A 26,393-nucleotide genomic window follows, 5' to 3' on the forward strand; every position below is an offset into this window, starting at 1 on the left:
AATCCTCCCATCTTCTAATTTATCTTAAAACTATATAATCTCATCTTTCTGCTTTGGCAGCTCTATAACAAATCTGCATCCACCATATTCACGGTTTTCTGCTTTGATTGTTCCTCCGGCACTATCTACAATCCGTTTTACAAGTGCAAGACCTAGGCCATTTCCTTCTGCTTTATGAGATCCATCTACCTGATAGAACTTGTCAAATATTCTGGTTTTTACATCATCCTCTATTCCTGGTCCTTCATCTTCCAGAATGAACTTAACAGAATCCTGTTCTTGTTTCAGAAACATCGTAATTGTCCCCTTTGAAGGGCTGAACTTAATCGCATTATCTAAAAGATTTATCCAGATATGCATAAAAAGTCCTTCATTCCCAGTATATTTAACTTCCTCCAATTCTACCTGAAAACCAATTTCTTTTTCTGTCCATTTTGTTTCCAATGAAAGAAATGCCTGGCGGATCTGTTCATCCAGACGATATTCTGTTTTTTTCATTGGTATATTCTGATTCTCTAACTTGGATAACAGCAAAATATTACCAACCAATCCGGAAAGCCTTTGGGTGTTAAATAAGATTTTTTCTACATATTCCTCTTGATCCGAAGACAGTTCTTCTCCCTGAAGCAGCATTGTATATCCTTCAATGGCATTAATCGGGGTCTTAAACTCATGAGAAACATTAGATACAAAATCCATCTGCAGCACCTCTGTTGCACGAAGTTCTTTTGTCATAACGTTAAAACTTTGATAAGATTCTCCAACTTCTGCTATACGGCTGTTCGTTTCCAAATGCTGTTCAAAATCTCCCTGAGAAACTTCCTTCATTGCTTTACTAAGCCTAGTAATTGGTTCCAGTAACTTTGCATTGATAAAGGAAGTGATCAGCCCTGCAATCAATGTATTGAAAATCAAAAGCCAGCCAAGCACAGGTATGCTGCCCGGCAGATTAAAAAAATGATTCAAAAAAGCAAATAATAAAGCAGATATGACTGTTGAAAATACAAGTGCCAGCCAGATTGCACCAGTCAGACAGGATCGGATCCGCAATCCTTTTTCTTTCTTTTGTTCCATTATTTTTTCACCACCTTGTATCCAATTCCACGCATTGTTACGATTTCAAAATCAGGGTTATCTTTAAAACGCTCTCTGATTCTTCCTATATGTACCTCTATCGTATGTGGGTCTGCCTCCGTCTCGTATCCCCATACTTCATCCATCAACTGTTGTTTTGTAAATGTTCTGCCTGGCGAAGCTGCAAGCTTATATAAAAGCAGGAATTCTTTTTTAGGCAAAACAAGACTTTCCTTATCAGTTGTAACCGTCATTGCATCATAATCAAACTCTGTTGAACCGATCACAATTTTGTGTTCATTCAGTATCTGTGCACGGCGAAGCAATGCTCCGACTCTTAAAACCATTTCATTCACATTTACCGGTTTTACCATATAATCGTCACTTCCCGAAAGAAATCCCTGGCGCATATCATCAAAGGAACCTTTCGCAGTGATCATAAGCACTGGTATCTGATATCCTGCTGAACGGAGTTCTGACACCAGTTCATAGCCATCCATAACCGGCATCATAATATCAGAAATGATCAGATCAATATATGCCTTATCCAATACTTCTAATGCCTGTGCTCCATCCGATGCACTTTTGACTTGATATCCATTCTTCTCAAGCACTTTTTGGAATAGCTGGCTTAATTCTTTATCATCTTCTACAATCAATATTTGAAACACGTTTTCCTTCCTCCTTATTAAAACAGATACCTTGCCCATCCAAGCAGATGCTGTACCAAAAATATTTTTCTCTGACGTTTCTTTGTTAATTCGATTGGCTCTACATGATATGGATCATTATAAGTTCCGCCTTCTAATATCTGGCGGGACACTTTTTCATATTCCATCATGCCCTCTTCCAACTGTTTATTAATATCTTTACTGCGAATTACAAGCATCAGTTCCGTATCCAGATATGCACTTCTCATGTCCATATTAAAGGAACCGATTACAGACAGATCATCGTCAATCAGAATACTTTTTCCGTGGTATGAATAACCGCCTTCATATTCCCAGATATTAATTCCTGTACTTAATATTCTATTTCTGTTTTTCGCATAATCGGCAGCCCCAAATGGATTCCCATTATTCGCAACTGAATTTGTCATGATAGAAAAATCTGAAACGTTCTCTGCAATCTCCTCCCATGTATTATACATCATATCATTGCAGATAATATATGGCGTGTGGATCTTCACACGATTTTTTGCATTTTTCATCAATTCTCCCAACTGATACCACACTACTGGTTCTTTGGAACCTGTGTGAATAGGATTTGACACTAATGTAATCTTTTCTGTCTCAAAAGTTTCGTCCGTATAATCGGTCTCGCAGATTCTTTCCTTATTCTCTTCAAAATATTTCTGATAGCTGTTCTGCAGCTCTAAAACTGCGTTCTTTACAGATTTTCTATTTGCCAGTTTTTTATTGTTATGAAAATAACCACTGTCTTCCTGATTCCATATGGTTTCAAAATACTCTGACAACTGGTTAACTGAATTTTCTTTCTCAGGTTCATCGCAAACCACTAACACGTCTCTGTCATAGTTCTTATGTCCCGGAAAATCACCCAGGAAATAATTGTATGTATTTCTTCCCCCAAGAATATATCTCTTTCCATCTGCAATCAAATATTTATCATGCATTCTACCCATCATTTTCCACGGTTTCAACGGATTGGCCTTATTATACAGTTTAATTTCAACATTCTCATGGGAAGATAATCCATAGAAATACGGATTTCCTTCCATATCAATCCAGCTCTCCATTCCATCTACTAACAGACGAATATGTACCCCTCTGTCTGCCGCATCATGCAGTGCTCCTAAAATCAATTTTCCACTTTCATCGGATTGAAATGCAAAAGTAGAAAGAATAATTTCCTTTTTTGCATTCTTGATCAAACGCACTCTTTGTAAAAGCGCTTCTGGATTCTTTTCTATGATTACTGCCCGTTCTGTATTTTCACTGCATTCGTTCCATGACTCATTTTTTGTTTCTTTTTTGGTTGTATTGGACACTTCCGGCTGCTTTTTATATGCAACGCAGATTCCGAGCAATTCATAAAAAGCCACACATAAAAAAATTGCCAGTATAACAAGAAGGATTTTACATATTTTATGCTTTTTCATTGTACATCACCTGATTCCTTTTTATTTCATACTTATACAATACAAAGTCAATCTCAATTTAACCTCAACAAGGTTTGTTTTTTTCATCCATGCAAAATCTTCTTTGTACAACAGACTGTTAGATATAGCAAAAACGGCCTTTCAAAAACAGTTAACTTCTAAATCAACTGTTTTTTGAAAGGTCGTTTCATCAGATTCTTATAGCAATCCAGCAAATAATCTCATAAATAATTGTCCCAGTCGCAAATATGCACTTCGTCCGGTTTGATATTGGTCTGTCACATCACGACATTCTCCCATCGTTCTTATCAGATCATTTTTTATTTCCACAACTGCCTGGCAATCTGCCATAAAACAGCCGTTTTCAAAATGGTGATATAAACTTCGATAATCCAGATTAATTGTTCCACAAGTTGCCATACAGTCATCTGCCACACTCATTTTTGCATGACAGAAACCAGGAGTCCACTCATAAACACGAACACCATGTTTAACTAATCCATGGTAAAAAGAACGAGTTATATTATAAATGAATTTTTTATCAGGGATACCAGGTGTGATAATTCTTACGTCTACCCCTCGCTTAGCAGCCAGACATAACGCATGCGTCATTTCATCTGTTATGATTAGATATGGAGTCATAAACCAACAATATTTTTCAGCTTTATTTATCATACTGATATAAACTTCTTCTCCTACTTGTTCATTATCCATAGGGCTGTCTGCATAAGGTTGAACAAACCCAGTTTGCTGTGCCGCATAATCATAGTGGAAAAGGTATTTACTAAAATCAGAATCATTAGCAGCCTTATCACTTACTGCATTCCACATTTCCAAAAATGTCACCGTAAGCGACTGAACAGCATCTCCTTCTAAACGAATACCTGTATCTTTCCACTGTCCATACGGGTGTGTGTAATTAAAATATTCGTTTGCTAGATTATATCCACCTGTAAATCCGACTTTTCCATCAATAACTGTTATTTTTCTATGATCACGATTGTTCAAAAACAGATTTAAACCTGGCACAAACGGATTGAATACACGGCAATGAATTCCTATTGCCTCCATCTTTTTCACAAAATCTGTGTTAATAAAGCCTATAGAACCCATATCATCGTAGAATACTCTAACTTCCACACCTGCTTTTACTCGCTCTTCCAGAACATCTTGAATCTTATGCCATGCTTCAGCGTCTTCTATCGCATGATATTCCATAAAGATAAACTTCTGTGCTTTCTCCAAATCCTTAAGCTGTGCCTCTAATCCTTTCACTGCTTCATCAAAATACACAATATCCGTATTCTGATAGATTGGATACTGCGAATTTCTTTGTATGTAACTTGCTATATTTCCTGCTTTCGGAATTGTTTCTTTTATTCTGCTCAAACACTCCTGACTGTCCGGAAGCATTGGTAACAATTTGCTATCAATTTCTGCATATCGCTCACGCATTTTATGTGTGCCACCATTCAAACCAATCAACAAATACAGGCCTACACCCATAATTGGGAAGATTAGAATTAAGATGACCCAAGGCATTTTCATAGAAGAGGTCTTATCTGATGCGTACAATCCCAAAACCAAGATTCCACTCAAAATCCTTGTAAATAAATTTATAATTTCTGCATATTCATTCAAGCGTGTTACGATAGTAATAATAAAAATCACTTCCAGAAGAATGCAGACTATGGAAAAACACAGCCGTTTTACCCCATTTTTTGTTTTTGCTTTGCCCTCTAAAGTATCTTGTTTCATATATATTCCGCCTTCCTACTTGCTCAGTTTTCTCCCTAAATTTCGTGGAACATACCAATTTTGTCTTTTATTCTCTGCATTTCATTATCTGCTTCAATGATAGCTCTTGCAGAATGAAGTAATTCTTCACTTATCTCATCATAGCCAGGCATTTCTTCAATTCCTTTTTTATAGCGAAGTTGATGTTCCAATGTTGCCCAGAAATCCATACCATTGGTTCGAATCTGTAATTCTACACGCATAGGTGTTTTACCCTTAGCAAAAAATACTGGTATTTCAACAATCATATGATAGCTTCGATAACCATTCGATTTTGGATTTTTTATATAATCTTTTATTTCAATAACTTTAATATCATCCTGTTGGGTAATCAAATCTGATATCATATAAATATCGTCAATAAACGCACAAACTATTCGAACGCCTGCTACATCATTGAGATATGTCTGTATATTTTCTGTTGTAAATTCATATCCCATCTTCTGCAGTTTATTGTAAATACTATTGGGCTTCTTAATTCTTGTTTTTATAAAAGAAATAGGATTTCGATTGTTCTCAGCTGAAAATTCATCATCCAAAACCTCAAGTTTAGTTTGTATCTCCCGAATAGCACAACGATACATCATCATTAAATTATAAAATTTCGTAGCATTATTTAAAAACTGTAGTGATTCCGGACTGTTCATCCTGAGTTTTTTTACTTCATCTTTTGTCATGGAACTTTCCTTTCTACCTCATAGCATCATAATACAAAGGATAATCTTCTGCAACATGAGCCATTCCAATAATTGCATAATGATTTTTCATATCGCCAACATGGCGAAAATTAAACGCATAATTACGTGGTGTAATTACTATCTAATCACCATAAGAGAATTCATAATCGAGGGTTCGTCCAAAGTAAAAATCTTTTGTTTTATAAGTTGCTGCTGTACACATGATCGTTTATCCTCCTAAATAGATTGAAATATGTCAATGAGTTTTTTTCTTGAACAATATTATAGCACAATTCTTTTATTTTGTTCCAACTTCATACAGTGTTGGTGCCTGATGACTTATTTTTACTCCATTTTCATTTGCATCTTTAAGCAGATTCTTAACTTTTTCTCTTGAATCCTCCGGTACTTTCATGTATTCCCACATAAATGCTACCACATCGGCTGGTGTGTCTTTTTTAAGTGGTGGTAGCTGAATATAATCATTGTTTTCGCTCATTTTCATATCCTCCTCACGATATAATAAAATCAATAATACGTTCTCTTGTCATGTCCAGTACAGTATCTACGAACACTCCTGCAAATAGGATCAGATACAGAATAACACTCAGCGAAAACAGGAATGCAACCTGTACCCAATCATGGTACCGGTACTTTACGGTATCCTAGTTTCTCCGCAGCATGTTTTCTTCTGTGACCGGATATGATCTCATAGTATCCATCTAGTACCGGTCTGACGATCAGCGGATTTAAAATGCCATCCTTCTCAATGCTTTCCTGCAGAAGAAACATTTCCTTATCATCTTTCACCTGAAACGGATGCTCCTTAAAAGGGCGGAGACGTTCAATCTCAATTTCTATGATTCTTTCTTCTTTTTCTCCTGATTGTCTGTTTGCATCAGTCATCTTGACTCCTTTCCTCCAGGATTCAGGAAATAAAAAATGCCTGCCTGGAACTTTTGTTGTAAGAAAAGTTCCAAACAGACATTGCCGTTTGACTATTAGCTGTAGCTAATAGAATTGAATACTGTTTCAGCTAATTTATGTTTGCAGGTTTCGGAGAGATTGTTTCTTTTCCTGCCTTTTCTCTGATTTACATCCCCAAATAAGGGGTGACAACAGAACGGAACCCAAATGTTAGCTGGACTCTTGAAAAACCATGTTTGCAAACCGGTGATTTTGATTAGCTGTCAGCTAACAAAAATCGGATTGTGTTAGCTGGAAATGGATCATTTTGAATGGAATTTCATGCCACGAACGTGATTAGAAAATAAGAAAAGCGTTCGTTGTCAGCTAATCCAGCTAACATTTTCGAACGCTTTGAAGCCCGTCGCCAAGAGGATTTGAACCTCCGACCCCTCGCTTAGGAGGCGAGTGCTCTATCCAGCTGAGCTATGACGACACATGCCGCAAACCCTTGATTTTACTGGGTTTCTGGGATTTTTCCCTTCGGCCATATATAAGATTATCAACTCTTTTTCGAATTGTCAATCTACAGATTTTTTCGATTCGGTAACATTAGAACGTTCCCCAAATTGGGGAATGCTTTGTTGTCACCATTAGCATTTTTCAGAATAGATTCGAACTGAAAGTTGTTTTTCATTTTTTCCCTTTGGGGAATGCCTCGGCTTTCTCTTAGGAGGCACTTGTTCTATCCATTAAACTGACAGGACAAATCTGTAGCTTCAATTGTACTATAATTACACACAAATTACAAGACTTTTCTTCTGTGCCTTCCTTACAATGGTTACTGTTCGCCAGGGCATGTTGCAAAAAGCTTTTTACAAGATGTGCATCACGAAGCAGTTACCACTTTTGAAACATAAATTGATGCACTATACGGTTGGCATCTGTATACTTGTAAGAGCTTTGGCACAGTGCTAGAATAGTAAAAGTTATATTTTTCAAATAGATTTTTAATTACCAGAAGGAGACTTCAGCCATGCAGCAGGAATTCATTACAGTAACCTTCAATCGCACGAAGATCACGATCCGATGTGCAAACATTCTCTATGTAATCATGTCAGATGATCATTGCAGGATTCATATGTTTGATGGAAACATTTATCGTTGCCGAATGACACTGAAAGAATTAAAGAAACAATTGAATGAAGAATTTATGGAGGTAAAACGCGGCTGTATGGTAGCTGTGTCTGCAATCAGTGATATTCAAGACATGATTTTACTGTCTAATGGTGAGAAGATTTGCTATACAAAACGCAAAAAAAGGATGCTCAGAGAAGAACGGCAGAAAAAGCAGGAGCTTCTGATCGCAAAAATCAGTAAAAAAAAGCTGCCGCTGACAGCAGAGGAATATTGCAAATATTATAAAATATGTGATGCTCTTCCTTTTGCATTTACAGATATAGAAATGGTATTCAATGAAGAAAAAAAGGCAGTGGACTGGATCTTCCGCTATGGGAACGAAGCGCTGGCTGCCCTAGAAAAGCAGCCCTTAGACAAGATGATCGGAAGTTCTTTTTCCAGTCTTTTTTCCAATATGGACGCAAAATGGCTTCATGTTTATGAACGTGCCACCTTGTATGGTGAAACGCTGGAAATCATGGATTATAGTCCTGAAATAGATACGAATCTGAAAATTATATGTTTTCCTACATTTCCGGGACACTGTGGATGCATTTTGTTTAATGCAGACAAAATGAAATCTATAAGTGAAGAAAATCATCTGGTCAGATTGGTTGAAGTTTCCATGAAAAATAATTCCTCCAAATAACAAATGTCGTTTTACCGCTTATCATGTTGATTTACCGCAATAGAAATGTTATTTCGCTATAATTCGATTGTTCCCCTGATATATTCATGCTATATTTTTATTAGATATTATTTTTTGCAATCAATTAAGATTCACAGCAGAAAATATCTGAATTTTTTGCAGAACAAGGGGGGAAACATATCATGAAAAGAAAAAAAGCAGTTACTTTGACTACCGCTGCATTAGCACTTACTATGACTGTCTGCGGTAGTTCCAGCGCGATTGCCGCATCAGAATTAACAGCGGAAAGCAAACCAGCCACCCAGTATACCATTGATGCAAATCAGGAAGTTTATGCATTGTTGGATTTCGAGGATACTGAGGAGTTTGAAAATGCTACAAAAGGTCTGATTGCGTCTCCGGATACTCTGGATATTTATGATGAGAACGGGAAGCTTGTATGGAGTCAGACAGCGTATGCTTTTCTGGATCAGGATGCTCCGGATACAGCGAATCCAAGTCTTTGGAGAGATACACAGCTGAATCATATTTATGGTCTTTTTGAAGTAACCGATGGAATCTATCAGGTGCGTGGCTATGATATGTCAAATATCACCTTCATAAAAGGTGATACGGGATGGATTGTAGTAGATCCACTGATGAGCATGGAATGTGCGGCAGCGGCTTTTTCCCTGGTAGAAGAGAATCTGGGCACTTTTCCTGTAAAGGCAGTGATTTACAGCCATTCCCATGTTGATCATTTCGGTGGAGTCAGGGGAATTATTTCAGAAGAAGATGTACAATCCGGTGATGTGCAGGTAATTGCACCGGAGGGCTTTGAGAAGCATGCTGTCAGCGAGAATATTTATGCAGGTACTGCCATGGGACGCAGAGCAAGCTATCAGTATGGAACCATGCTTGAGGCCAGTGAAACAGGAGCTCTTGCTATTGGTATTGGTATGGGGCAGTCCAGGGGCAGCACAAGTTATATTTCTCCTACACTTGAAATCACACAAACCGGTGAGAAGCATACTATTGATGGAGTGGAACTTGAATTTCAGCTTACTCCGGGTACCGAAGCACCGGCGGAGATGAACTTCTGGATTGGATCGAAAAATGCTTTGTGGATGGCTGAAAACTGTACAGGAACACTCCACAACCTGTATACACTCCGCGGAGCCCAGGTACGTGACGGAAACGCATGGGCAGAGTACATTATGGAATCTCTGGCACTTTATGGTGATCAGGCAGATGTAGTATTCCAGTCTCATAACTGGCCACATTGGGGAAAGGATATTATTCAGGAATATATGACCAATACTGCAGCTGTGTATAAGTTTATTAACGACCAGACATTGCTTTACATTAATGAAGGTTATACGGAGACAGAGATTGCTAATATGATCCAGCTTCCCAAGGAGTTGGAGAAAGTCTGGTATACCCGTCAGTATTATGGCACAGTTTCTCATAATTCGAAGGCAGTATATGAGAAATACATGGGATGGTATGACGGTAATCCTGTCCATCTTGCTGAACTTACACCATCGGATTATGCACAAAAGCTGGTAGAATATTTCGGTGACACAGATGCGGTTCTTGAAAAAGCAAAAGAAGATTTTGCAAAGGGAGAATATCAGTGGGTTGCCCAGATCACCAATACGCTGGTTTTTGCTGATCCGGAAAATATGGATGCACGTTATCTTTGTGCAGATGCATTAGAGCAATTGGGGTATCAGGCAGAATCCGGTCCATGGCGCAGTGCTTACCTTTGTGCGGCACAGGAGCTGCGAAATGGTACAAATACCGATGATGCAACGCGAGGCAATGGTAACGGTGATGTTATTTTACATATGACACCTGAAATGATTTTGGATTATCTGGGAATTCTTGTAGATACAACGAAGGTTCCGGATCTGACGTTTACAGCAAATCTTATATTGCCGGAAGGTAATTATGTACTCCGCGTGAAAAATGGTGTACTTCTTTATCAGAAAGATACACAGGATGCGGATGCGGATGTGACATGGACTACCAAACGTGCCGGACTGCTGTCTATTATTCAGAAAAACACGGAAAATATTGCAGCTTTGATCCAGCAGGAGGGTGATGAGACCTGCCTGACACGATTGATGGATGCAGTTACGGTTACCTCCGAGTATAAATATTTTAATATTATCGAGCCATAAAATTTGGTGCTGGAAGCGTGACATACCTGTTGTTGCAGGCGTATCGGTTTCCTATATGTTTAGAGAGTGTTTAACCGAATCAAGTAAGTCCCCTGGGGCGATTGCAAAAAGCAATAAGCAGTGGGTGGGAACTTGCTTGTATCAGGAGAAATGCAAGCTCCTTCAGATAAACTGCGAAGCAATTATTCGGTTATGAGCAAGTAGCAAAGCGGATCTGGAATATCCGCTTGACAAAATCATAAATACTTACAGGAGGATATGGATATGAAAAGATTTGCAGCTCTTATAGCCAGTGCAGCATTGGTGCTGTCAGGCTATTCCAGCAATGTGCAGGTATTTGCAGCAGCTGCTGACAGTGAGACAGATGAAAATATATGGGAGACTGTGGAAGATGCTTATGTTTATGCATTTCCACTGGTGCTTATGGATGCGACTGAGATTTCAGCAACGAACACAGAGGAAGCTGTTACCGGGAAAGCACCTGTAAATCAGTTTATACACAGTGTTGCACAGGCAAATGCACAATTCAGGAATGTGGTAACTCCTAATGTGGATACGATCTATTCACAGGTATGGTATGATCTGAGCGAGGAACCAATGGTCTATGAGCTTCCGGAAACAGATCGTTTTTGTAAGGTTCAGGTGCTGGATGCCTGGACAAACACTGCCGCAGTTCTTGATCAGGCAGGTGCATATGCAATTACTCTTTCTACATGGGAGGGAGAACTGCCTAAGGGCGTTACCCGTATAGATGTTCCCACATCCATGGCATGGTCTATCACCAGAACCATTTTATCAGGAGAAGAGGATTTGCCAAATGTGCGTGCCATTCAGGAAAAAATGAAACTAATGCCACTTTCCAATTATATATCTGGAGATACTTATGAGCCTCCAAAGGGCAGCTATAGCGAAGAGAATAATTATGTTCCTGTTGATAAGGTTCTTTCCATGGATCCGGTTACATTTTTTAATAAGGCTAATGAATTAATGGTAAAGAATTCTCCGGCAGCTGCAGATAAGGAAATGCTTGAAAAAATAGCTGCTGTGAATGTAGGACCTGGTATGGAATTTGATGCTTCTGTTCTTACCGGTGATGTTGCCAAAAGCTGGAAAACAATGCTGACAGAAATTCGGCCAAAGCTTGTTAAAGAGGGAATGAAATTCTCAAAGAAGCTTGGCCAGTGGAGTTATTTTGGTGCACCAATCGGAGATTGTAACACAGAATATGCTTATCGTGCGCTGGTAGCACTTGCAGGGCTTGGTGCCAATACCGTTGAGGTTGCATTGTATGCCAAGACAGAACAGGATGCGGATGGAAATCTTCTGACAGGAGAGAAGTCATATACCCTTCATTTCGAAAGCTATCCGCAGGTTCTTGAAGGAGGCTTCTGGTCTGTGACTGCATATGGGGATGATGATTTCCTGATCGATAATCCTATTGATCGTTACTGCATAAATGACCGTTCCGGTTTGAAAGCGAATGAAGATGGCTCTGTTGATGTTATTCTGTCTAAAGATGCACCGGAGGATACCACAAACTGGCTTCCTGTGGGTGACGGTGGCTTCCACCTGTATATGCGTATCTATACACCTGATATGGATGCACTGGACACCTGGACGGCACCAACCATTACAGAGCTTGATCCGGCAAACGTAAATTAGATATTTCCGCAGGACACATTTATCAGGTAAAAAGGATCCCTCGCAAGGTAGAAGGCTAACAAGCCTCGTCCTTGCAGGGATCCTTTCATTTACATTCCTTTCATTTTAAAATCAGCTTTCCCATTCTGTTTCACCTTATACAAAGCCATATCTGCGCTTTTACAAAGAGACATAACGTCTTCTCCCTGTTCCGGGAATGCAGCTCCGCCTGCGCTGGCTGAAAGCTCTACAGCCTCTCCTGTAGACAGTGTAAGCTGGGAAATCATCCTCTGAAACTTTTCCATATAAGTCTGCGCCATTTCCCCTGTAAGATTCTTCAGGTAAACCACAAATTCATCACCGCCATACCTGCCGATTATGCTATCCTCCGGGAAACAGCTTTTCATAGTTTTCGCAAAATGCTTCAGGCAGAAGTCTCCATTATTATGACCGTAAGTATCATTATAAATTTTAAAATTATCTACATCAATAAAGATGAAGATGCCTGGCGTTTTTTTACGCAATTCTTCTTCCACGGCAATCTGAAAAGCTCTGCGGTTCAGAATTCCGGTAAGAGGATCTGTAGTAGACAATCCCATGTACATTTTCTTATCTTTTTTCTCCAGCAGCACAAGGGTCAGCATGTACAGCATCGTGAAGCCTACCAGAACACTTCCATATACTCCGCCCCAGGCGGAAAACTGCTGAGTAATATCAGAAATATTCTTATTTGTCAATTCAACGATCACATACCAGCCTGGCATAACAGAAATACTCCTATAGGAAATTGTAGATTCCTCTCCTCTGATAATAGCGGAAAATCTCCCATCCTTCTTTCCGGAACGCATGTCCTTTATCCACTGGTTGTAGGAATAACCTGCATCATACTGGAAATACTTCTGCTGAAGTAAAAGATTGTTCCAACTGCCAGACGGGCCGGAATTGTCACTGACACAGGTAATAAAATTTTCTGAATCGGCCTTTAACAGGTGAATACTGATCTTGCCCTGAAGCAGCTCATACTCACCCAACTGTCTGAGATTTTCAATCATAATCGACACATAAAGTGTATGAACCAGTGAAGTATCCCCTACTGGCACAAAAACAGTCATGGTCATATTTCCAGTTCTGCTGGACTGGTAAGGATCCGAGTTAAAAGAAGTATCTGAAGCCAACGCCGCCTCATCCAGCTTCTTCTTTTTGATATCGGAAACAGCGCAGCTGCTGCTGCCATAAATTTCGCCATCATTCATAATAAAACCAATATCACCGAAAACAGTCTTGTCAAGATTTTTCTCCAGCTGTTCCAGGATTTCCTCCGGTTGGGCATTTTCCATAGACCGGATCATCTTTATATCTTCCTGTACATAGTTCTGAAGATATTCCATAGAATCATTCATCTTTTCCGCGTACAGGCCTGTGATCAGCTCCAGATGCTCTGTATTGAAATTCCGCGCAATTCTGCTCAGGTGAAAGTATGCCGCCACGATAATGACAAGGCAGACTACCAGATACAAAGCCAGCAGGACTTTTCTTTTTCTTTTATTTTTTCTTCGATCTTTCATGAGACAGCATTCTCCATAAGGTAATCAGAATCAACCATAATAACTCCGGTATCAAAATACTTCTGCTCTGATTTTTCTCCCTTTATAAGAGAATTCAGGGAAAGCATTCCCAGATATCCCATCTGATCCTGTTTCTGCAGCACAGTCACTGCATGATACTCCGGATTCTGAAGCATCTGTTTCGTTTCGTCCGCCAGGTCAAAACCAACCAGCACCACATCTGTTCTTTCTTCCTTCAAAAGAGTATTTACAATGCCAACAGTAGATGTGTTGTTACAACCGAAAAAGCCCTTTATATCTGCATTTTCTCTCAATAATGCAGAAGCATCCGATTGTGCCTTTTTCGTATCACCGCCATTAACTCTTATATCCTGAATGATTTCCCACTGCTCCGGTGCATTGCCCGCCCAGAAATTCAGGAATCCGGAAACACGATTTACCATTGCCTGTGAACTATCCGATGACAACTGGATTCCCACTTCCAGTGGGTCTGTCGGTGAATTCCCTGCATCATACAGCAGCTCCAGCATTTCTTTCGCTGCCATTTCTCCGGCATCTATATTATCTGTCATGTAACAGGCGTCAAATTCGCTGCTGTTAATAGAAGAATCAATAAGTACTACCGGAATATCCTTTTCCCGTACCTTCTGACAGCCGTCTGCCAGTGAATTGGAATCTGCCGGAGCCAGCAGGATTCCGTCAGCGCCTTGCTCCATAGCCTGGTTCATCAGGTCAATCTGGCCGGAAATGTCAGTTTCGTTATCAATTCCGCCAAGATAAACCGCTTCATCCAGTTTTTTTGCAGCTTCTGTTATACCATCTATTACCTTCTCCCAGTAAGCACCATGATAATTTTTCAGAATAACATATATTTTCTTATCGCTTTCCGGATTGGAAATACAGGTATAGTCCACCACAGCGTGCTGCTCTGCTGCCTCCTCCATGTTTGCCTTCGAACTCCCCGAGCAGCCTCCCAGCAAAATAGATGCTACTCCCACAAAAACCAACCGATATGCTTTCGTTCGTCTCATTTTTTCCCCAGTACTTATACCCCAAATTATAACGCTTGGAACGTAGATATTGAATAGTTACCAGATATTTTGTATTTTTTCATATATTTTTTGTGTATATCTGATATATTATATGCCTGCTGTATAAGGGATGTCAATGTCTATTCTTCACGATTCCCAGTCTGCATCCTCCGTTTCTGATTTCTGTTATCTATTTTTCATACTCCTTAACCTTCTTTTCATACTCTTCCTGGTTTTCTATTACATGTTTTACAATATGTCCATGGCTTTTTTTCTTGGCAGCCAGATTCCGGCCAGGACGTTCGGCATATTGATCTTCGGGAATCTCCAATGCATTTGCCACGGCATGAATAATTCCGTTGCTGCTGTATGTGGCTCCGCTGACAGCATCAATGTTCAGACTTTGTTCCTCTTTCATCTCTTCAATTACAACTGGCGCAGCTTTAAAAAAATATTCTTCTGTGTCACAGTATGAGAAGATGGAAATATCCGTTACCTGCTGATTTTCCACAGTAACCTGAACTTCTACATCACCACGAAAGGCATCGGCAGATCCTGTATATACGCCATCGACAAGGTTCCGGAAGCGGCCTGCAGAAATAAATTCAGCCTTGTCCGCAGCTTTATCATCAGAACCATTCTCCGCAGTCTCTGAAGTTCCTGCCTCCTTCAAAGCATTCTGTACAGCCTGAATCAGCCCCTTACTGCTATATGTAGCACCGGATACGGTATCTGCATTCGTATTCTGCTGTCCGATTATTGCAGAAAAGATTTCAGCTTTCGCTTTTTCCATATAAGACTTGTCATCCTCATAACTATCCAGTGTAAGACTGGTTATTTTTCCGTCCGCCACACTTACAGTGACACGTATCGCTCCACGATAGCCCTCACCTGTTCCAGTATAAGTACCGTCTTTATATCTGAAACCTTCAACAACACCGCCTGCTATATTTCTATCCTTCGTATAGCTTCTCGCCGTAAGGAGCTGGGAAGCCCCAATCATCACACACGTGAGCAATACTCCGATCACCATTCCATATTTAATTCCAAAATGCACATTTCCTTTCGGGCACCAGCTAATGCACTGCTGGCACGCAATGCACTCTCCACCTGTAACTTGTTCCTTTTTCGTAAAATCAATTCCCATGCTGCATTTCGCAGTACACAAAGAACAGGCACTGCATTCTCGTCCGAGCTTTTCGATTTTCAAAAATGCACCTCTGGAAATCAGTGCATACACCGCTCCCATTGGACAGAAATATCTGCAAAAGAATCTCTTTACCAACACTGATCCTGTCAAAATCACCAAGAGTAAAATTCCCCCCACCGAGCACAAAGGCTTCACTCCCGGCCAATGTCCAGGCACAATATACTGGCCAAATATTTCCCACGGACCTTGCTTTTTCCAGGTCAAAACACCACTCCATATAAATATTACAAAATAAACAAGTACTCCATATTTTGCCAGTTTCAGAACTCTGTCAGCTTTCTTGTATATTTCTGGATTTCTGTTCCGCCTCCAGCTGCCTTTTCCCAGCTTCCGCGCTGCAAACCACAAGAAATCCTGCACAGCTCCAAAGCTGCAGAAAAATCCGCAAAAAAATCTCCCCACCAGTACACTTCCTGGCACTGTCGCGATTAGTACATACACCGAATACCTGACACTCTCCCAGGAAATACTTCCAGCATAGATCTGGGAAAAGATATCTCCAATAGCTGTAAATCCTGTTACGAACAGTTCTGGGGTTAAGATAAACGACAGTAGTTGGATAACTATTTTTATCCAGTTGTTCTTTCTATTTTTCATTTTTTAGCTGCTTCTTTTTGTAGGCTATCTTTTTTCAACTGCTTCCAAAATTTCCATTTCACAAACACCGAAAGCCTATCAATAATCATAAAAAAGCACTCCCTTCCAAGTAATAGTATACTCAAAAAAGAATGCCTTTTCTATCATTTTCACATTATTTCTTCACTTTACCGAAAGCTATACATCATCCCAACAACGCCTTCATAATCCCCACATAACATCTGAATACATTTGTCAGATCTTCCACCTCCGCATATTCATCAATGGTATGCGCCAGATTTTCCCTTGCAGGTCCCATTCCAATAGTACGGATGCCTGCTTCTCCTGCATAATGACTTCCATTTGTACAGAAATTGTAGGTAGTTACCTCTGGAGAAAAACCCTCTTTTTCCAGTTCGGATTTTATTTTTGCCACCCACTCCTCTTCTGCGCCAAACAGCCAGCCTGGGAAAAAACGTTCTCCCTGGATTTTTTCTCCGGTGTAGCATTCCTCTTTTCCCACTGCATAAGAAACCTTATAGGAAAACTGCGGATCCTTTTTCTTCAGCTCTTCCATTTTTTCAATGATTGGCTGAAGCACGCTTTCCTTGGTTTCACCTACCAGAAGTCTGCGGTCATAGGTTGCACGGCAGTATTCCGGAACAACGGAGGCTCCTGGATATGGGGAAGATTTTACGTCTGTCAGCTCCAGGATTCCTTTTCCCAGTTTATCCTGGACAGGCGGTTCGATCTTGCGGATAGCCTGAATGGCCTCACACATTTTATATACTGCATTTACGCCCTTTTCCGGGTTTGCTGAATGTGCCGGTACACCAAAGGTCTCAACCACAATTTCCGCACGGCCACGCTGGCCTACCTTCAAATTCATTTCAGAAGCTTCACCAATTACCACATAATCCGTTTTCACTTTCTCACTTATTTTTCGCGCGGCAACACCTTCGAAGCATTCTTCATGCACAACACCTGCCACATATACATCTCCGGCAAAATTTTTTTCATTTTCCACCGCATATCTATGCGCAGCAACTGTAAATGCAGCTACCGCACCTTTCATATCAGCAGCTCCTCTGCCATAAAGCTTTCCATCTTCAACAACTGCATGAAATGGATCATGTTTCCAATCCTTTAAATTTCCAACTGGAACCGTGTCTATATGTCCATCAAACAGGACTTTCGAACCAGGATTTTTTCCTTTAATATGACCGATCACATTTCCGTAGCAGTCAGTTTCTATCTCATCGAAAACACCGGTCTCTTTCATATACGCCTTTAAAGCTTCCGCCGCTTTATCCTCGTGTCCTGAATAGCTCTGACAGTTTATCAGACTTTTTGCCAGCTCAATTACTTTTTCGTCCCATTTTTCACTTATCATCTACCAATACCTGTGTTGCACCAAGATTAGTTCTCAGTCCCATTAAAATTGTTTTCAATTTTTTCATAGTTAATTTCCGCCTCGTAAAAAAATTGTTTTTTAGTCTGAAAAAGGCGCAGACACATTGAAGTGTTCTACGCCTTTGTAGTTTCGTTTGCTTTTTGATGGTTCTGCATTATAGGAGCTTTTTTCGAAGTTGTCAAGAGCTTTTTTATTAACTTTGAGATTGTGTTTTATAACTTAACTTAAATTAGTCTATAAATATGAATCTAAAGATTCGTCTAAAAATGCAGCTGCCCCTGCAGCCAAATCAGCCCCTTAAATCTGCGTCCCACAGCCGGTTCGCCCAGCAGATCCGCACAGTTTATACACACATCGAACTGGATATCATTGCACTCGATAGTCATCTGGCACAGTTTCTCACCAGTGAGAATGTTCTTAAAATTCACAAAATCCACGATTTCGCCCATCACACTATACTGATCACATTCAATTCCATGAGGCATAAAACAGGTATCCACAATTGTCAACACATCATCTGTAACAATACGCTCAGAAATCATGGAATACATATCCATATCTTCCATCGTAAGGTCTTCCATGGCTTCTTCATCACCATTTCTGGCAGCCGCGATCAGATTATTGCGGTTTTTTGTCAGCTCTCGCTCTACTTTTACAGCTTCTTTATCTTTCTGAACCGAAAAAAGGATCTTCCCTTCTCTTGCCAGTCCTGTAATCGTCAGTGGCTGTCCTTCACGCACATTCCCCTTATACTTCTCCAGCATATATTCTGCAGGATTCTGAAGATAAAAGATCAAAGTCACGCCAAGGCGCATGTCATCACACGCCCCTGCATAAGACTCTTTTTCTGCGTGTCTCTCCACGACTACACTCTCCTGAGAGGTGATTCCTGTGCCGCGAAAGAACGGAAATGAATATTCTACGTGAAACTCATTGTCTTCATCATACTGTCCACAGACTGTTATTCCACAGTCACAGCCATAATTCTTGGAATATTGTACAAAAACTCCATCCGGATGATTCTCCACTGCAATTTTCTCATCGTAAGTATTTATCACATCCTGAATGATTTCCTGCATTTCTTTACGTGACTTTACCTTTGAAAAGCCAACAGTTCTTAAATAACTATGCACATTATCACCTCCCTGTTAAGCAGTCTTATTGCAAATCAAACAACTTTTCAGATATTCTGATATTCTCCGGACCATCTGATATTTTACTTTTGATCTATTACTATTTTCAGATCATTTACTTTTAATCTATTACTATTTTCAGCTCAAAGTCCAATTTTTGGTATTTTTATGCTATTTCATTTTTAAGTCCAATTATTTGGACTTTTTCTCGATTTTTGTCATTCCACCCATGTATGGCTGAAGGGCAACTGGAATATTTACGCTTCCATCTGCATTCAGGTTGTTCTCAAGGAACGCGATCAGCATTCTTGGCGGAGCAACAACTGTGTTATTAAGAGTATGAGCAAGATATTTCTTGCCATCTTTTCCGTTTACACGGATTTTCAGACGACGTGCCTGTGCATCACCAAGGTTGGAGCAGCTTCCTACCTCAAAGTATTTCTTCTGTCTTGGAGACCATGCTTCAACATCCAGGGATTTCACTTTCAGGTCTGCCAGGTCACCAGAGCAGCATTCCAGTGTACGAACCGGAATATCTAGGGAACGAAACAGATCAACAGTGTTCTGCCACAGTTTGTCAAACCACATCTTGCTGTCCTCTGGATTGCAAACTACGATCATCTCCTGCTTCTCAAACTGGTGGATACGGTAAACGCCTCTCTCTTCAAGTCCATGAGCACCTTTCTCTTTACGGAAGCATGGAGAATAACTTGTAAGAGTTTTTGGAAGCTCTTCTTCCGGAATGATCTGGTCAATAAATTTACCAATCATAGAATGCTCACTGGTTCCGATCAGGTACAGATCCTCACCTTCGATCTTGTACATCATGGCATCCATCTCAGCGAAGCTCATAACACCTGTAACAACGTTACTTCTGATCATGAACGGCGGTACACAGTATGTGAATCCTCTGTTAATCATGAAATCACGTGCATATGCAATAACAGCAGAATGAAGTCTTGCGATATCACCCATCAGATAATAGAAACCATTACCAGCAACACGTCTTGCGCTATCAAGGTCGATTCCGTCAAAAGCTTCCATGATTTCTGTATGATACGGAACTTCGAAATCCGGAACAACAGGCTCACCAAATTTCTCAATCTCAACGTTCTCGCTGTCATCTTTACCAATCGGTACAGATGGGTCAATGATATTCGGGATTACCATCATATCCTTCAGAAGCTCTTCCTCAACTTCTTTCTCTCTCTTGGAAAGTTCCTCAATACGCTCACCGGAAGCTGCAACCTGTTTCTTAACTTCCTCTGCTTCATCCTTCTTTCCCTGGCCCATAAGAGCACCAATCTGTTTGGAAATTTTATTTCTCTCTGCACGAAGAGCTTCTACTTCCTGTTTGATCTCGCGGTTTTCCTTATCCAACTCCAGAACCTTGTCAACCAGCTCCAGTTTGCTGTCCTGGAATTTATTGCGGATGTTCTGCTTTACGATTTCCGGGTTCTCTCTCACAAATTTAATGTCTAACATGTCTTCCTCCTGTACTGATACTTTATTTTTTATGGCAAATATCTGTTTTATTTTTCCATATCTCTTTTTGCAGCAAGTATCTGTTTTGTTTTATAACAATATTGTCATCACTATTTATTTTTATAACAATTTTGTCATTTTTCGCTGTTTTTTATGGATTATATTCGCTTTTTACCAACTATTCGCAGCAACCAGTTTACTCATCTTTTTCGATATTTTCCAAGCCAAAATTTACAGCTTTTCTAAGGGCTTCAAGTTCTTCCTGGCTCAACATTACATAGGACTCTCCCTTTACAATTTCTTTCAGATAAAGGAAGCAATTGTCTCTGCTGTGTACTGCATTCAAAATTACTCCGGAATTATCCTGATCCAACAAAGCCAGTGCAAAACTGAGTTTTCCGCCTACATCATCGAACGCATCATACTTTTCAACTCCATATTTGCTGAACATAGATTCCAAATGATGTTTGATAAAGCTGATGTCGTGCTCATGATCCTCTTTTGCTTCATAAAGGCGGTCAATCTGGGCGAATTTTCGTACAAAAACTTTCTCAAGAGATTGTGCGTCACTGCCTTTCATGAACATTTTGTATTTACGTTCCAAACGGCTAAGCCTCATTTTGCTGCTGAATACATTCACCGCCAGAACGATGGTCAGAATCAGCAGTAAAATAATAATGATACCCGGGTCAATTCCCAGGCTGTCAAAAATACTGCTCATGCACTCTCCTTATCTTATTGATTCAAACAACTCAATGATTCTTTCCAGTTCATCTCTGGAATAATATTCAATTTCAATTTTACCTTTATTATTTTTCTTTCTGTGGATAAAAACCCGGGTTCCCATAATGCCCTTCATTTTCTCCTCGAGACTCTCGTAAATCGCATCTTCAGCTGTATTTACCGGCTTCTGAGTTTTCTTCGGTGGCTCCACAATATGTTTTACCAGTTTTTCAGTCTCTCGAACGCTTAATTTCTCATCAAAAACCTTCATTGCCACACTTGTCTGCTTATCCTTGTCTGTAATTGCAAGAATTGCACGAGCATGCCCAGCTGAAATCATCTCATCAATCAGCATCTGCTGAACTCTTTCATCCAATTTCAAAAGGCGAAGGGAATTAGTCACTGCAGTTCTGCTCTTAGAAACGCGTTCTGCAATATTATCCTGTTTCAGCTTAAATTCATCGATCAGGCGCTTATAGGCCATCGCTTCCTCTATTGGATTTAAGTCTTCCCGCTGAATATTTTCAATCAGGGAAATCTCAACTACCTGCTGATCATTAAATTCCTTAATGATTACCGGAACTTCTTTCAATCCGGCAAGTTTGGCTGCTCTCCATCTTCTCTCGCCTGCAATAATCTCATAGTAATCGCCTTTATCCGAAACCAGAAGTGGCTGTAAGATGCCAAACTGCTTAATTGATTCAGATAATTCCAGTAAAGCATCCTCATCAAACTGCTTGCGTGGCTGAGTTCTGTTTGGCTCTACCTTTGAAATCTTTACAAGCATTTCAGATTTCTTCGGTTCTTCAACTACTGCAGCTTGTGCTGTATCTTTTGTTTCTGCAGCACTCTTCACTGCTGAAGCATTCAAAGAACCTTCTTCCTGCTGATGTAAGCTTTCATTTGTGGCAACTGGCTTTTGCTCTGTTTTTTTTTCAGCTGGCTTCACTGACTTCTCCGGGAAAAGAGCATCCAGACCTCTTCCAAGACCTTTCTTCTTAACTGCCATTACTCAACCTCCCTGTTTATCACTTCTTCCGCAAGAAGGCGATAAGCTTCTGCTCCTGTGGATCTCGGATCATAAAGAGTAATCGGCTGTCCGTAACTTGGAGCTTCTGCCAGTCTGACATTTCTCGGAATAATGGTCTTGTAAATATTCTGCTGAAGATTTTCCTTAACATTCTCTACTACCTGCAGCGATAAATTTGTACGGGCATCATACATAGTAAACACAACGCCCTCAATCTCAAGATCATTATTCAGCCTGTCCTTTACCAGATCAATAGTATGTATCAGCTGTGATAATCCTTCCAATGCATAGTACTCACACTGAATCGGAACCAAAACAGATGTCGCAGCAGTAAGTGCATTAATAGTAAGCATATTCAGAGATGGGGGACAATCAATAATAATATAATCATAATTATTCTTTATTTTGTCAGTAATCTCTTTCAATATGTATTCTTTATTATCAATACCAACAAGCTCAATCTCTGCGCCAGACAGATTTACATTTGATGGTATCAAATCTACATTTTCTACTACATCTTTGACAATCGTCTTCTCAACATCGGACTGTCCTACCAGAAGTTCATACAAGGTATCTTCTACTTCATTTTTATCAACACCTAATCCACTGGTAGTGTTTCCCTGAGGATCCATGTCAATTGTCAGAACCTTTTTTCCCTGTTCTGCCAGGCATGCAGAAAGATTAATGGCTGTGGTAGATTTGCCAACGCCGCCTTTCTGATTAGCAACCGCAATCGTTCTGCCCAATATCAACCCTCCCTTTCATATTATTTAGGTTACTGTTCACACAACATTTTTATAAAAAGCAACATGTTTAATTGTAAAAAAGAAGCCTGCTTGCAGGATTCTCCACCTACGGCGGGGCACCTCGAGCGCCATCTAACTTTCTGCCACAGTGTAATCCTACCTGGTAGGGCTTTTTATGCAATAGAAAATTTTAGCAGAATTTCTTATTACATAAAAATGTTTCACGTGAAACATTTTGCAAATTTTAATTGCACACAATAACCAAAGTTTATAGATTACACCACCATCCTACAGGTTCTGCAATCTTATCATATAACTATTGCTATTATAACACTTTTAAATTTATCTCGCCACATAATGTTTCACGTGAAACATAGAAAATGGCATTTCTTTTCATAAAAATATTGTCTATTTTTATCTTCTTATTAATTATAACCCTAACTGTGGGATTTTAAACATTTTTTGGAATGTATTTGTTGGAAGTCAACATATAAAAAATTATTATTATTTTCTATTGCTATTTAGTTGATTAAAAGTTCTTCAATACGGACGCATTTGGACAATGTGTATTACTCACTCGCCGGCGCAACGCTCCAGCAAACTAATCGCTTACGCTAAGAGCGCGCCTGAAATGGCTCGCTGGAGTAATACACATTGCCCAAATGCTGTGTACTGGCTGAGACTTGCTGGTTGATAAGAACTTTTAATGAAGAGGGGAGTGGGAGTGATTGTTTTCCCTACACTTTCTTGGCAACGATAGATTCGCAAAAAACAATAAAGTTGCGGGATACCAATTACTTCCCCCACTCCCGTTGTTATCGTTACTGTTTCTTTCTTCCCTTTCCAGCATCAAGCAATTTTGCAATGTATATTCGCAAGCCGCGCATTTCAGGAGCGGTTTTAGTGGAGGTGAGATCCATGACTTACGGAGATTTAGGCGCGAAGGCTCTCCTGAGCGTCTTAGTCGCAGTTAGTCATTAGCTTGCCGGAACGTTGCGACGCGCGGCGGTGAATATACATTGTGAAATCGCGTCCGGGATAACGACCAACACATTAAATAAGTTATAGGTTTGGTAAAGCCAATAAAACCGCGAAATATCAACCATATCTAAACAGGTTATCAAAAGCAAATAATATGTCTTTTTTCGTGAAGCATGTTACTGGTCACGAAATGAGTAGCAATCAGTATTGTTGCTGTTCACCAGTGATGCTCCGCGAGGTGTTTTTTGTGAAAAAAATTCACAGAACCCCCGAGAATTAAGTTTGCGCAGCAAACGCTACCTCTTGTGCTTGTCACAAGAAGGTTCGTCTTTCTGTGCATCGCAAAGCGTGTTACTGTGAACGAAGTGAACAGTAGCCCAGTATTCTGTCAATTCCCATTTATACGTCAAAAAACATTGTAAAATCAGCCTCTTTGGCGTATAATATACATACAAACCCAAAGGAGGTCCTCTATAAAATGAAAGACACTAAACATAAAATTCTGACTCTGGCCGCGTTGACTACGATTGCCGCTGGTGTCATCCATCTCACCAATAGAGTGATTGTTGCCTCTTCCCAGTTAAAAGAAATGCTTGATTTTTCCAATCACAACTATTATAATTGGCGTTTTGGAAAAATTTATTATACCAAGAAGGGAAAAGGCTCTCCTCTTCTTCTTATTCATGATACAATGCCTGGAGCCAGTGGATACGAATGGTCTCGTGTTGAGGATCAGCTTGCTCAAGAGCACACCGTATATACCCTTGATCTATTAGGTTGCGGACGTTCGGAAAAAGCAGGAATTACATATACAAATTTTCTCTTCGTACAAATCATTTGCGATTTTATAAAAAATGTAATTAAAGAGAAAACCGACATCATTGCAAGTGGTTTCTCATGTTCATTTGTTACTACTGCCGCTGCTTACGATAAAGAAAGCATTAATAAAATCATGTTTATTAATCCGGTAAGCATGATTTCTCTTGCCCAAACTACCACAAAAAAGGATAAATTATTCAAATTTTTTATCGAACTGCCTATATTTGGAACCTTTATCTACCATATAATTGTTTCACGTGAAACAATTAATGATTTCTTCCTTGATAAGCTTTATTATAATCCATTCCATGTAGACAAAGATGTCCTGGATGCATATTATGAAGCTGCACACAAAGGTGGTTATTATGCAAAATGCCTATACTCCAGCCAAAGTGCTAAATATATGAATATCAACATTCGCCATGCTGTAGAATCAATTGATAACAGCATTTATATCGTAGAAGGTGAAGATGAGCCAAATGGTGCTGCAATTGTAGAAGCTTATCAGAAAGTAAATCCAGCAATTGAGTCAGCAACCATTCCATGTTCCAAGCATTTTCCACATATTGAGAATGTAGAAGCTTTTCTTGAGCAGGTTGGTGCATTCTTTTAATTAAAATAAAGATATAGATATGCCTTCAAAGCAGAATAAAAAGCTTCGAGATTGTATAATATAATCCCGAAGTTTTTTTGTTTTTGTAATAATAATTTATTATGCTTTATGCTTTTCCTGTTCTTTCTATATTTCCAGAGCATATTAAAAAAGCTTTCTACAAGATGTACGTCACAATTTGTGGGACTTTGACCAGGATGAGGATGAGGTTGCCGTAGCGAACTATGGCAGCCAAATTCAGGAATATATACCACAAAGTAAGGTGTGCGGATTGCGAAAATGTTTTTTTGATACATCCCAGAGAGTGTTTGAAAAAGGCTTTCTGCAAAGTGGGGGGTGTGGATTGAGAAATGATTTTCAAATACATCTCAGAGCTCTTTTCGTATTGTTTTGTTATTATTTTGTTATTTTTTCAATTATGCGCTGTTCTATTTTATCTTTATACAATCTTTTTGTTTTAATCAGAATTGTTTAAAAGTATATTTTTACATAACAATATATTTTTCAGAGGATTTTTACTGTTCATTTGCCTGTTTTGTTGTTCAAAGTACATTAAGTAGGTCTTTGTTGCATTATCGTGTAGTTAAGTGTCATTTATTGGACTTTATTGTTTGTTTTAGTAGGTTTTTATTTTATAAAAGTTATTATTACATTTTATATTTACCGTAATATTTCAGAAAGCAAAAGCAAAGTTTCTATTTTCGGACTTTTTATATAGTCGGCTAATGCAAAACCATATGAGTAAAAATCAAAGATTTTAAAATTCATTTTCAAACAAACAATGCATATAAAAATTCAAACAGATAAAATAGCCAACGTTAATTACATATTTCATACCATTTGAAATGTCAGCAGAT

The 26,393-nt window shown here is 39.5% G+C and carries 18 protein-coding genes, 1 tRNA gene and 3 pseudogenes; 4 read left to right on the plus strand and 18 right to left on the minus strand.

Going from position 1 to position 26,393, the window contains the following annotated elements:
• Nucleotides 1-30 precede the first annotated feature (30 nt).
• From LIZ66_RS08250 to LIZ66_RS08290, 9 genes and pseudogenes are all read right to left on the minus strand, one after another.
• Complete coding sequence (locus LIZ66_RS08250) at nucleotides 31-1,074, minus strand: HAMP domain-containing sensor histidine kinase (protein ID WP_227200719.1); 1,044 nt, start codon at nucleotides 1,072-1,074, stop codon at nucleotides 31-33.
• The gene (locus tag LIZ66_RS08255) at nucleotides 1,074-1,784 is read right to left on the minus strand and encodes a response regulator transcription factor (RefSeq protein WP_227200718.1); all 711 of its coding nucleotides are present in this window, start codon (nucleotides 1,782-1,784) and stop codon (nucleotides 1,074-1,076) included. The genes LIZ66_RS08250 and LIZ66_RS08255 overlap by 1 nt, the downstream gene beginning before the upstream one ends.
• Nucleotides 1,763-3,196, minus strand: a complete 1,434-nt coding sequence (locus tag LIZ66_RS08260) for a phospholipase D family protein (protein WP_227200717.1) — start codon at nucleotides 3,194-3,196, stop codon at nucleotides 1,763-1,765. The genes LIZ66_RS08255 and LIZ66_RS08260 overlap by 22 nt, the downstream gene beginning before the upstream one ends.
• Before the next feature lie 198 nt (nucleotides 3,197-3,394).
• On the minus strand, nucleotides 3,395-4,954 hold the full coding sequence (gene cls, locus LIZ66_RS08265; protein WP_227200716.1) for a cardiolipin synthase: 1,560 nt from the start codon (nucleotides 4,952-4,954) through the stop codon (nucleotides 3,395-3,397).
• 35 nt (nucleotides 4,955-4,989) lie between these two features.
• Nucleotides 4,990-5,670, minus strand: a complete 681-nt coding sequence (locus tag LIZ66_RS08270; RefSeq protein ID WP_118584013.1) for a GTP pyrophosphokinase — start codon at nucleotides 5,668-5,670, stop codon at nucleotides 4,990-4,992.
• A 19-nt stretch (nucleotides 5,671-5,689) separates the two neighbouring features.
• Nucleotides 5,690-5,893: pseudogene (locus LIZ66_RS19210) on the minus strand (linear amide C-N hydrolase); the annotation flags it as partial.
• Nucleotides 5,894-5,971: 78 nt separating this feature from the next.
• Nucleotides 5,972-6,175, minus strand: a pseudogene (locus LIZ66_RS08280) (hypothetical protein); the annotation flags it as partial.
• Between the two features lie 140 nt (nucleotides 6,176-6,315).
• A pseudogene (locus LIZ66_RS08285) lies at nucleotides 6,316-6,672 on the minus strand (ParB N-terminal domain-containing protein); the annotation flags it as partial.
• A 326-nt stretch (nucleotides 6,673-6,998) separates the two neighbouring features.
• A tRNA-Arg gene (locus LIZ66_RS08290) sits at nucleotides 6,999-7,072 on the minus strand.
• A 540-nt stretch (nucleotides 7,073-7,612) separates the two neighbouring features.
• On the opposite strand from LIZ66_RS08290, the gene LIZ66_RS08295 reads away from it, so the two are divergent.
• The 3 genes from LIZ66_RS08295 to LIZ66_RS08305 all read left to right on the plus strand — a co-directional run bounded on the left by LIZ66_RS08295 (nucleotide 7,613) and on the right by LIZ66_RS08305 (nucleotide 12,231).
• Nucleotides 7,613-8,404, plus strand: coding sequence for a LytTR family transcriptional regulator DNA-binding domain-containing protein (locus tag LIZ66_RS08295; RefSeq protein ID WP_227200715.1), 792 nt, complete (start codon nucleotides 7,613-7,615; stop codon nucleotides 8,402-8,404).
• A 182-nt stretch (nucleotides 8,405-8,586) separates the two neighbouring features.
• Entirely contained in the window at nucleotides 8,587-10,569 is a 1,983-nt protein-coding gene (locus tag LIZ66_RS08300; RefSeq protein ID WP_227200714.1) for an alkyl/aryl-sulfatase, read from the plus strand.
• Nucleotides 10,570-10,833: 264 nt separating this feature from the next.
• Entirely contained in the window at nucleotides 10,834-12,231 is a 1,398-nt protein-coding gene (locus LIZ66_RS08305) for a DUF1254 domain-containing protein (protein WP_207728014.1), read from the plus strand.
• Between the two features lie 89 nt (nucleotides 12,232-12,320).
• On the opposite strand, the gene LIZ66_RS08310 is transcribed toward LIZ66_RS08305, so the two are convergent.
• From LIZ66_RS08310 to LIZ66_RS08350, 9 genes are all read right to left on the minus strand, one after another.
• Nucleotides 12,321-13,775 carry a GGDEF domain-containing protein gene (locus LIZ66_RS08310; RefSeq protein ID WP_227200713.1) on the minus strand — a complete coding sequence of 485 codons (1,455 nt, stop codon included), beginning with the start codon at nucleotides 13,773-13,775 and terminating at the stop codon, nucleotides 12,321-12,323.
• The gene (locus tag LIZ66_RS08315) at nucleotides 13,772-14,806 is read right to left on the minus strand and encodes an ABC transporter substrate-binding protein (RefSeq protein ID WP_227200712.1); all 1,035 of its coding nucleotides are present in this window, start codon (nucleotides 14,804-14,806) and stop codon (nucleotides 13,772-13,774) included. Before LIZ66_RS08315 ends, LIZ66_RS08310 begins: the two co-directional genes overlap by 4 nt.
• A 190-nt stretch (nucleotides 14,807-14,996) precedes the next feature.
• Nucleotides 14,997-16,613, minus strand: a complete 1,617-nt coding sequence (locus LIZ66_RS08320) for an FMN-binding protein (protein WP_227200711.1) — start codon at nucleotides 16,611-16,613, stop codon at nucleotides 14,997-14,999.
• Nucleotides 16,614-16,797: 184 nt separating this feature from the next.
• Entirely contained in the window at nucleotides 16,798-17,985 is a 1,188-nt protein-coding gene (locus LIZ66_RS08325; protein WP_227200710.1) for a YgeY family selenium metabolism-linked hydrolase, read from the minus strand.
• 281 nt (nucleotides 17,986-18,266) lie between these two features.
• Nucleotides 18,267-19,139, minus strand: a complete 873-nt coding sequence (locus LIZ66_RS08330; RefSeq protein WP_227200709.1) for a DUF3881 family protein — start codon at nucleotides 19,137-19,139, stop codon at nucleotides 18,267-18,269.
• Nucleotides 19,140-19,331: 192 nt separating this feature from the next.
• Complete coding sequence (gene serS, locus LIZ66_RS08335; protein ID WP_148463062.1) at nucleotides 19,332-20,624, minus strand: serine--tRNA ligase; 1,293 nt, start codon at nucleotides 20,622-20,624, stop codon at nucleotides 19,332-19,334.
• Nucleotides 20,625-20,820: 196 nt separating this feature from the next.
• Nucleotides 20,821-21,345, minus strand: a complete 525-nt coding sequence (locus tag LIZ66_RS08340; RefSeq protein WP_118580781.1) for a DUF4446 family protein — start codon at nucleotides 21,343-21,345, stop codon at nucleotides 20,821-20,823.
• 9 nt (nucleotides 21,346-21,354) lie between these two features.
• Nucleotides 21,355-22,356: a ParB/RepB/Spo0J family partition protein gene (locus LIZ66_RS08345; protein ID WP_226837761.1), complete on the minus strand. Its 1,002-nt coding sequence runs from the start codon at nucleotides 22,354-22,356 to the stop codon at nucleotides 21,355-21,357.
• Nucleotides 22,356-23,123 (minus strand): ParA family protein, encoded by a 768-nt coding sequence (locus tag LIZ66_RS08350; protein ID WP_148463060.1) that lies wholly within the window; start codon nucleotides 23,121-23,123, stop codon nucleotides 22,356-22,358. The genes LIZ66_RS08345 and LIZ66_RS08350 overlap by 1 nt, the downstream gene beginning before the upstream one ends.
• A gap of 1,459 nt (nucleotides 23,124-24,582) precedes the next feature.
• Between LIZ66_RS08350 and LIZ66_RS08355 the strand changes: the two genes are divergently transcribed.
• Complete coding sequence (locus LIZ66_RS08355) at nucleotides 24,583-25,536, plus strand: alpha/beta fold hydrolase (protein ID WP_173718485.1); 954 nt, start codon at nucleotides 24,583-24,585, stop codon at nucleotides 25,534-25,536.
• The last annotated feature ends 857 nt before the right edge of the window (nucleotides 25,537-26,393 follow it).

Source organism: Blautia faecis, from assembly GCF_020554845.1.
Taxonomy (GTDB): Bacteria; Bacillota; Clostridia; order Lachnospirales; family Lachnospiraceae; genus Blautia_A; species Blautia_A faecis.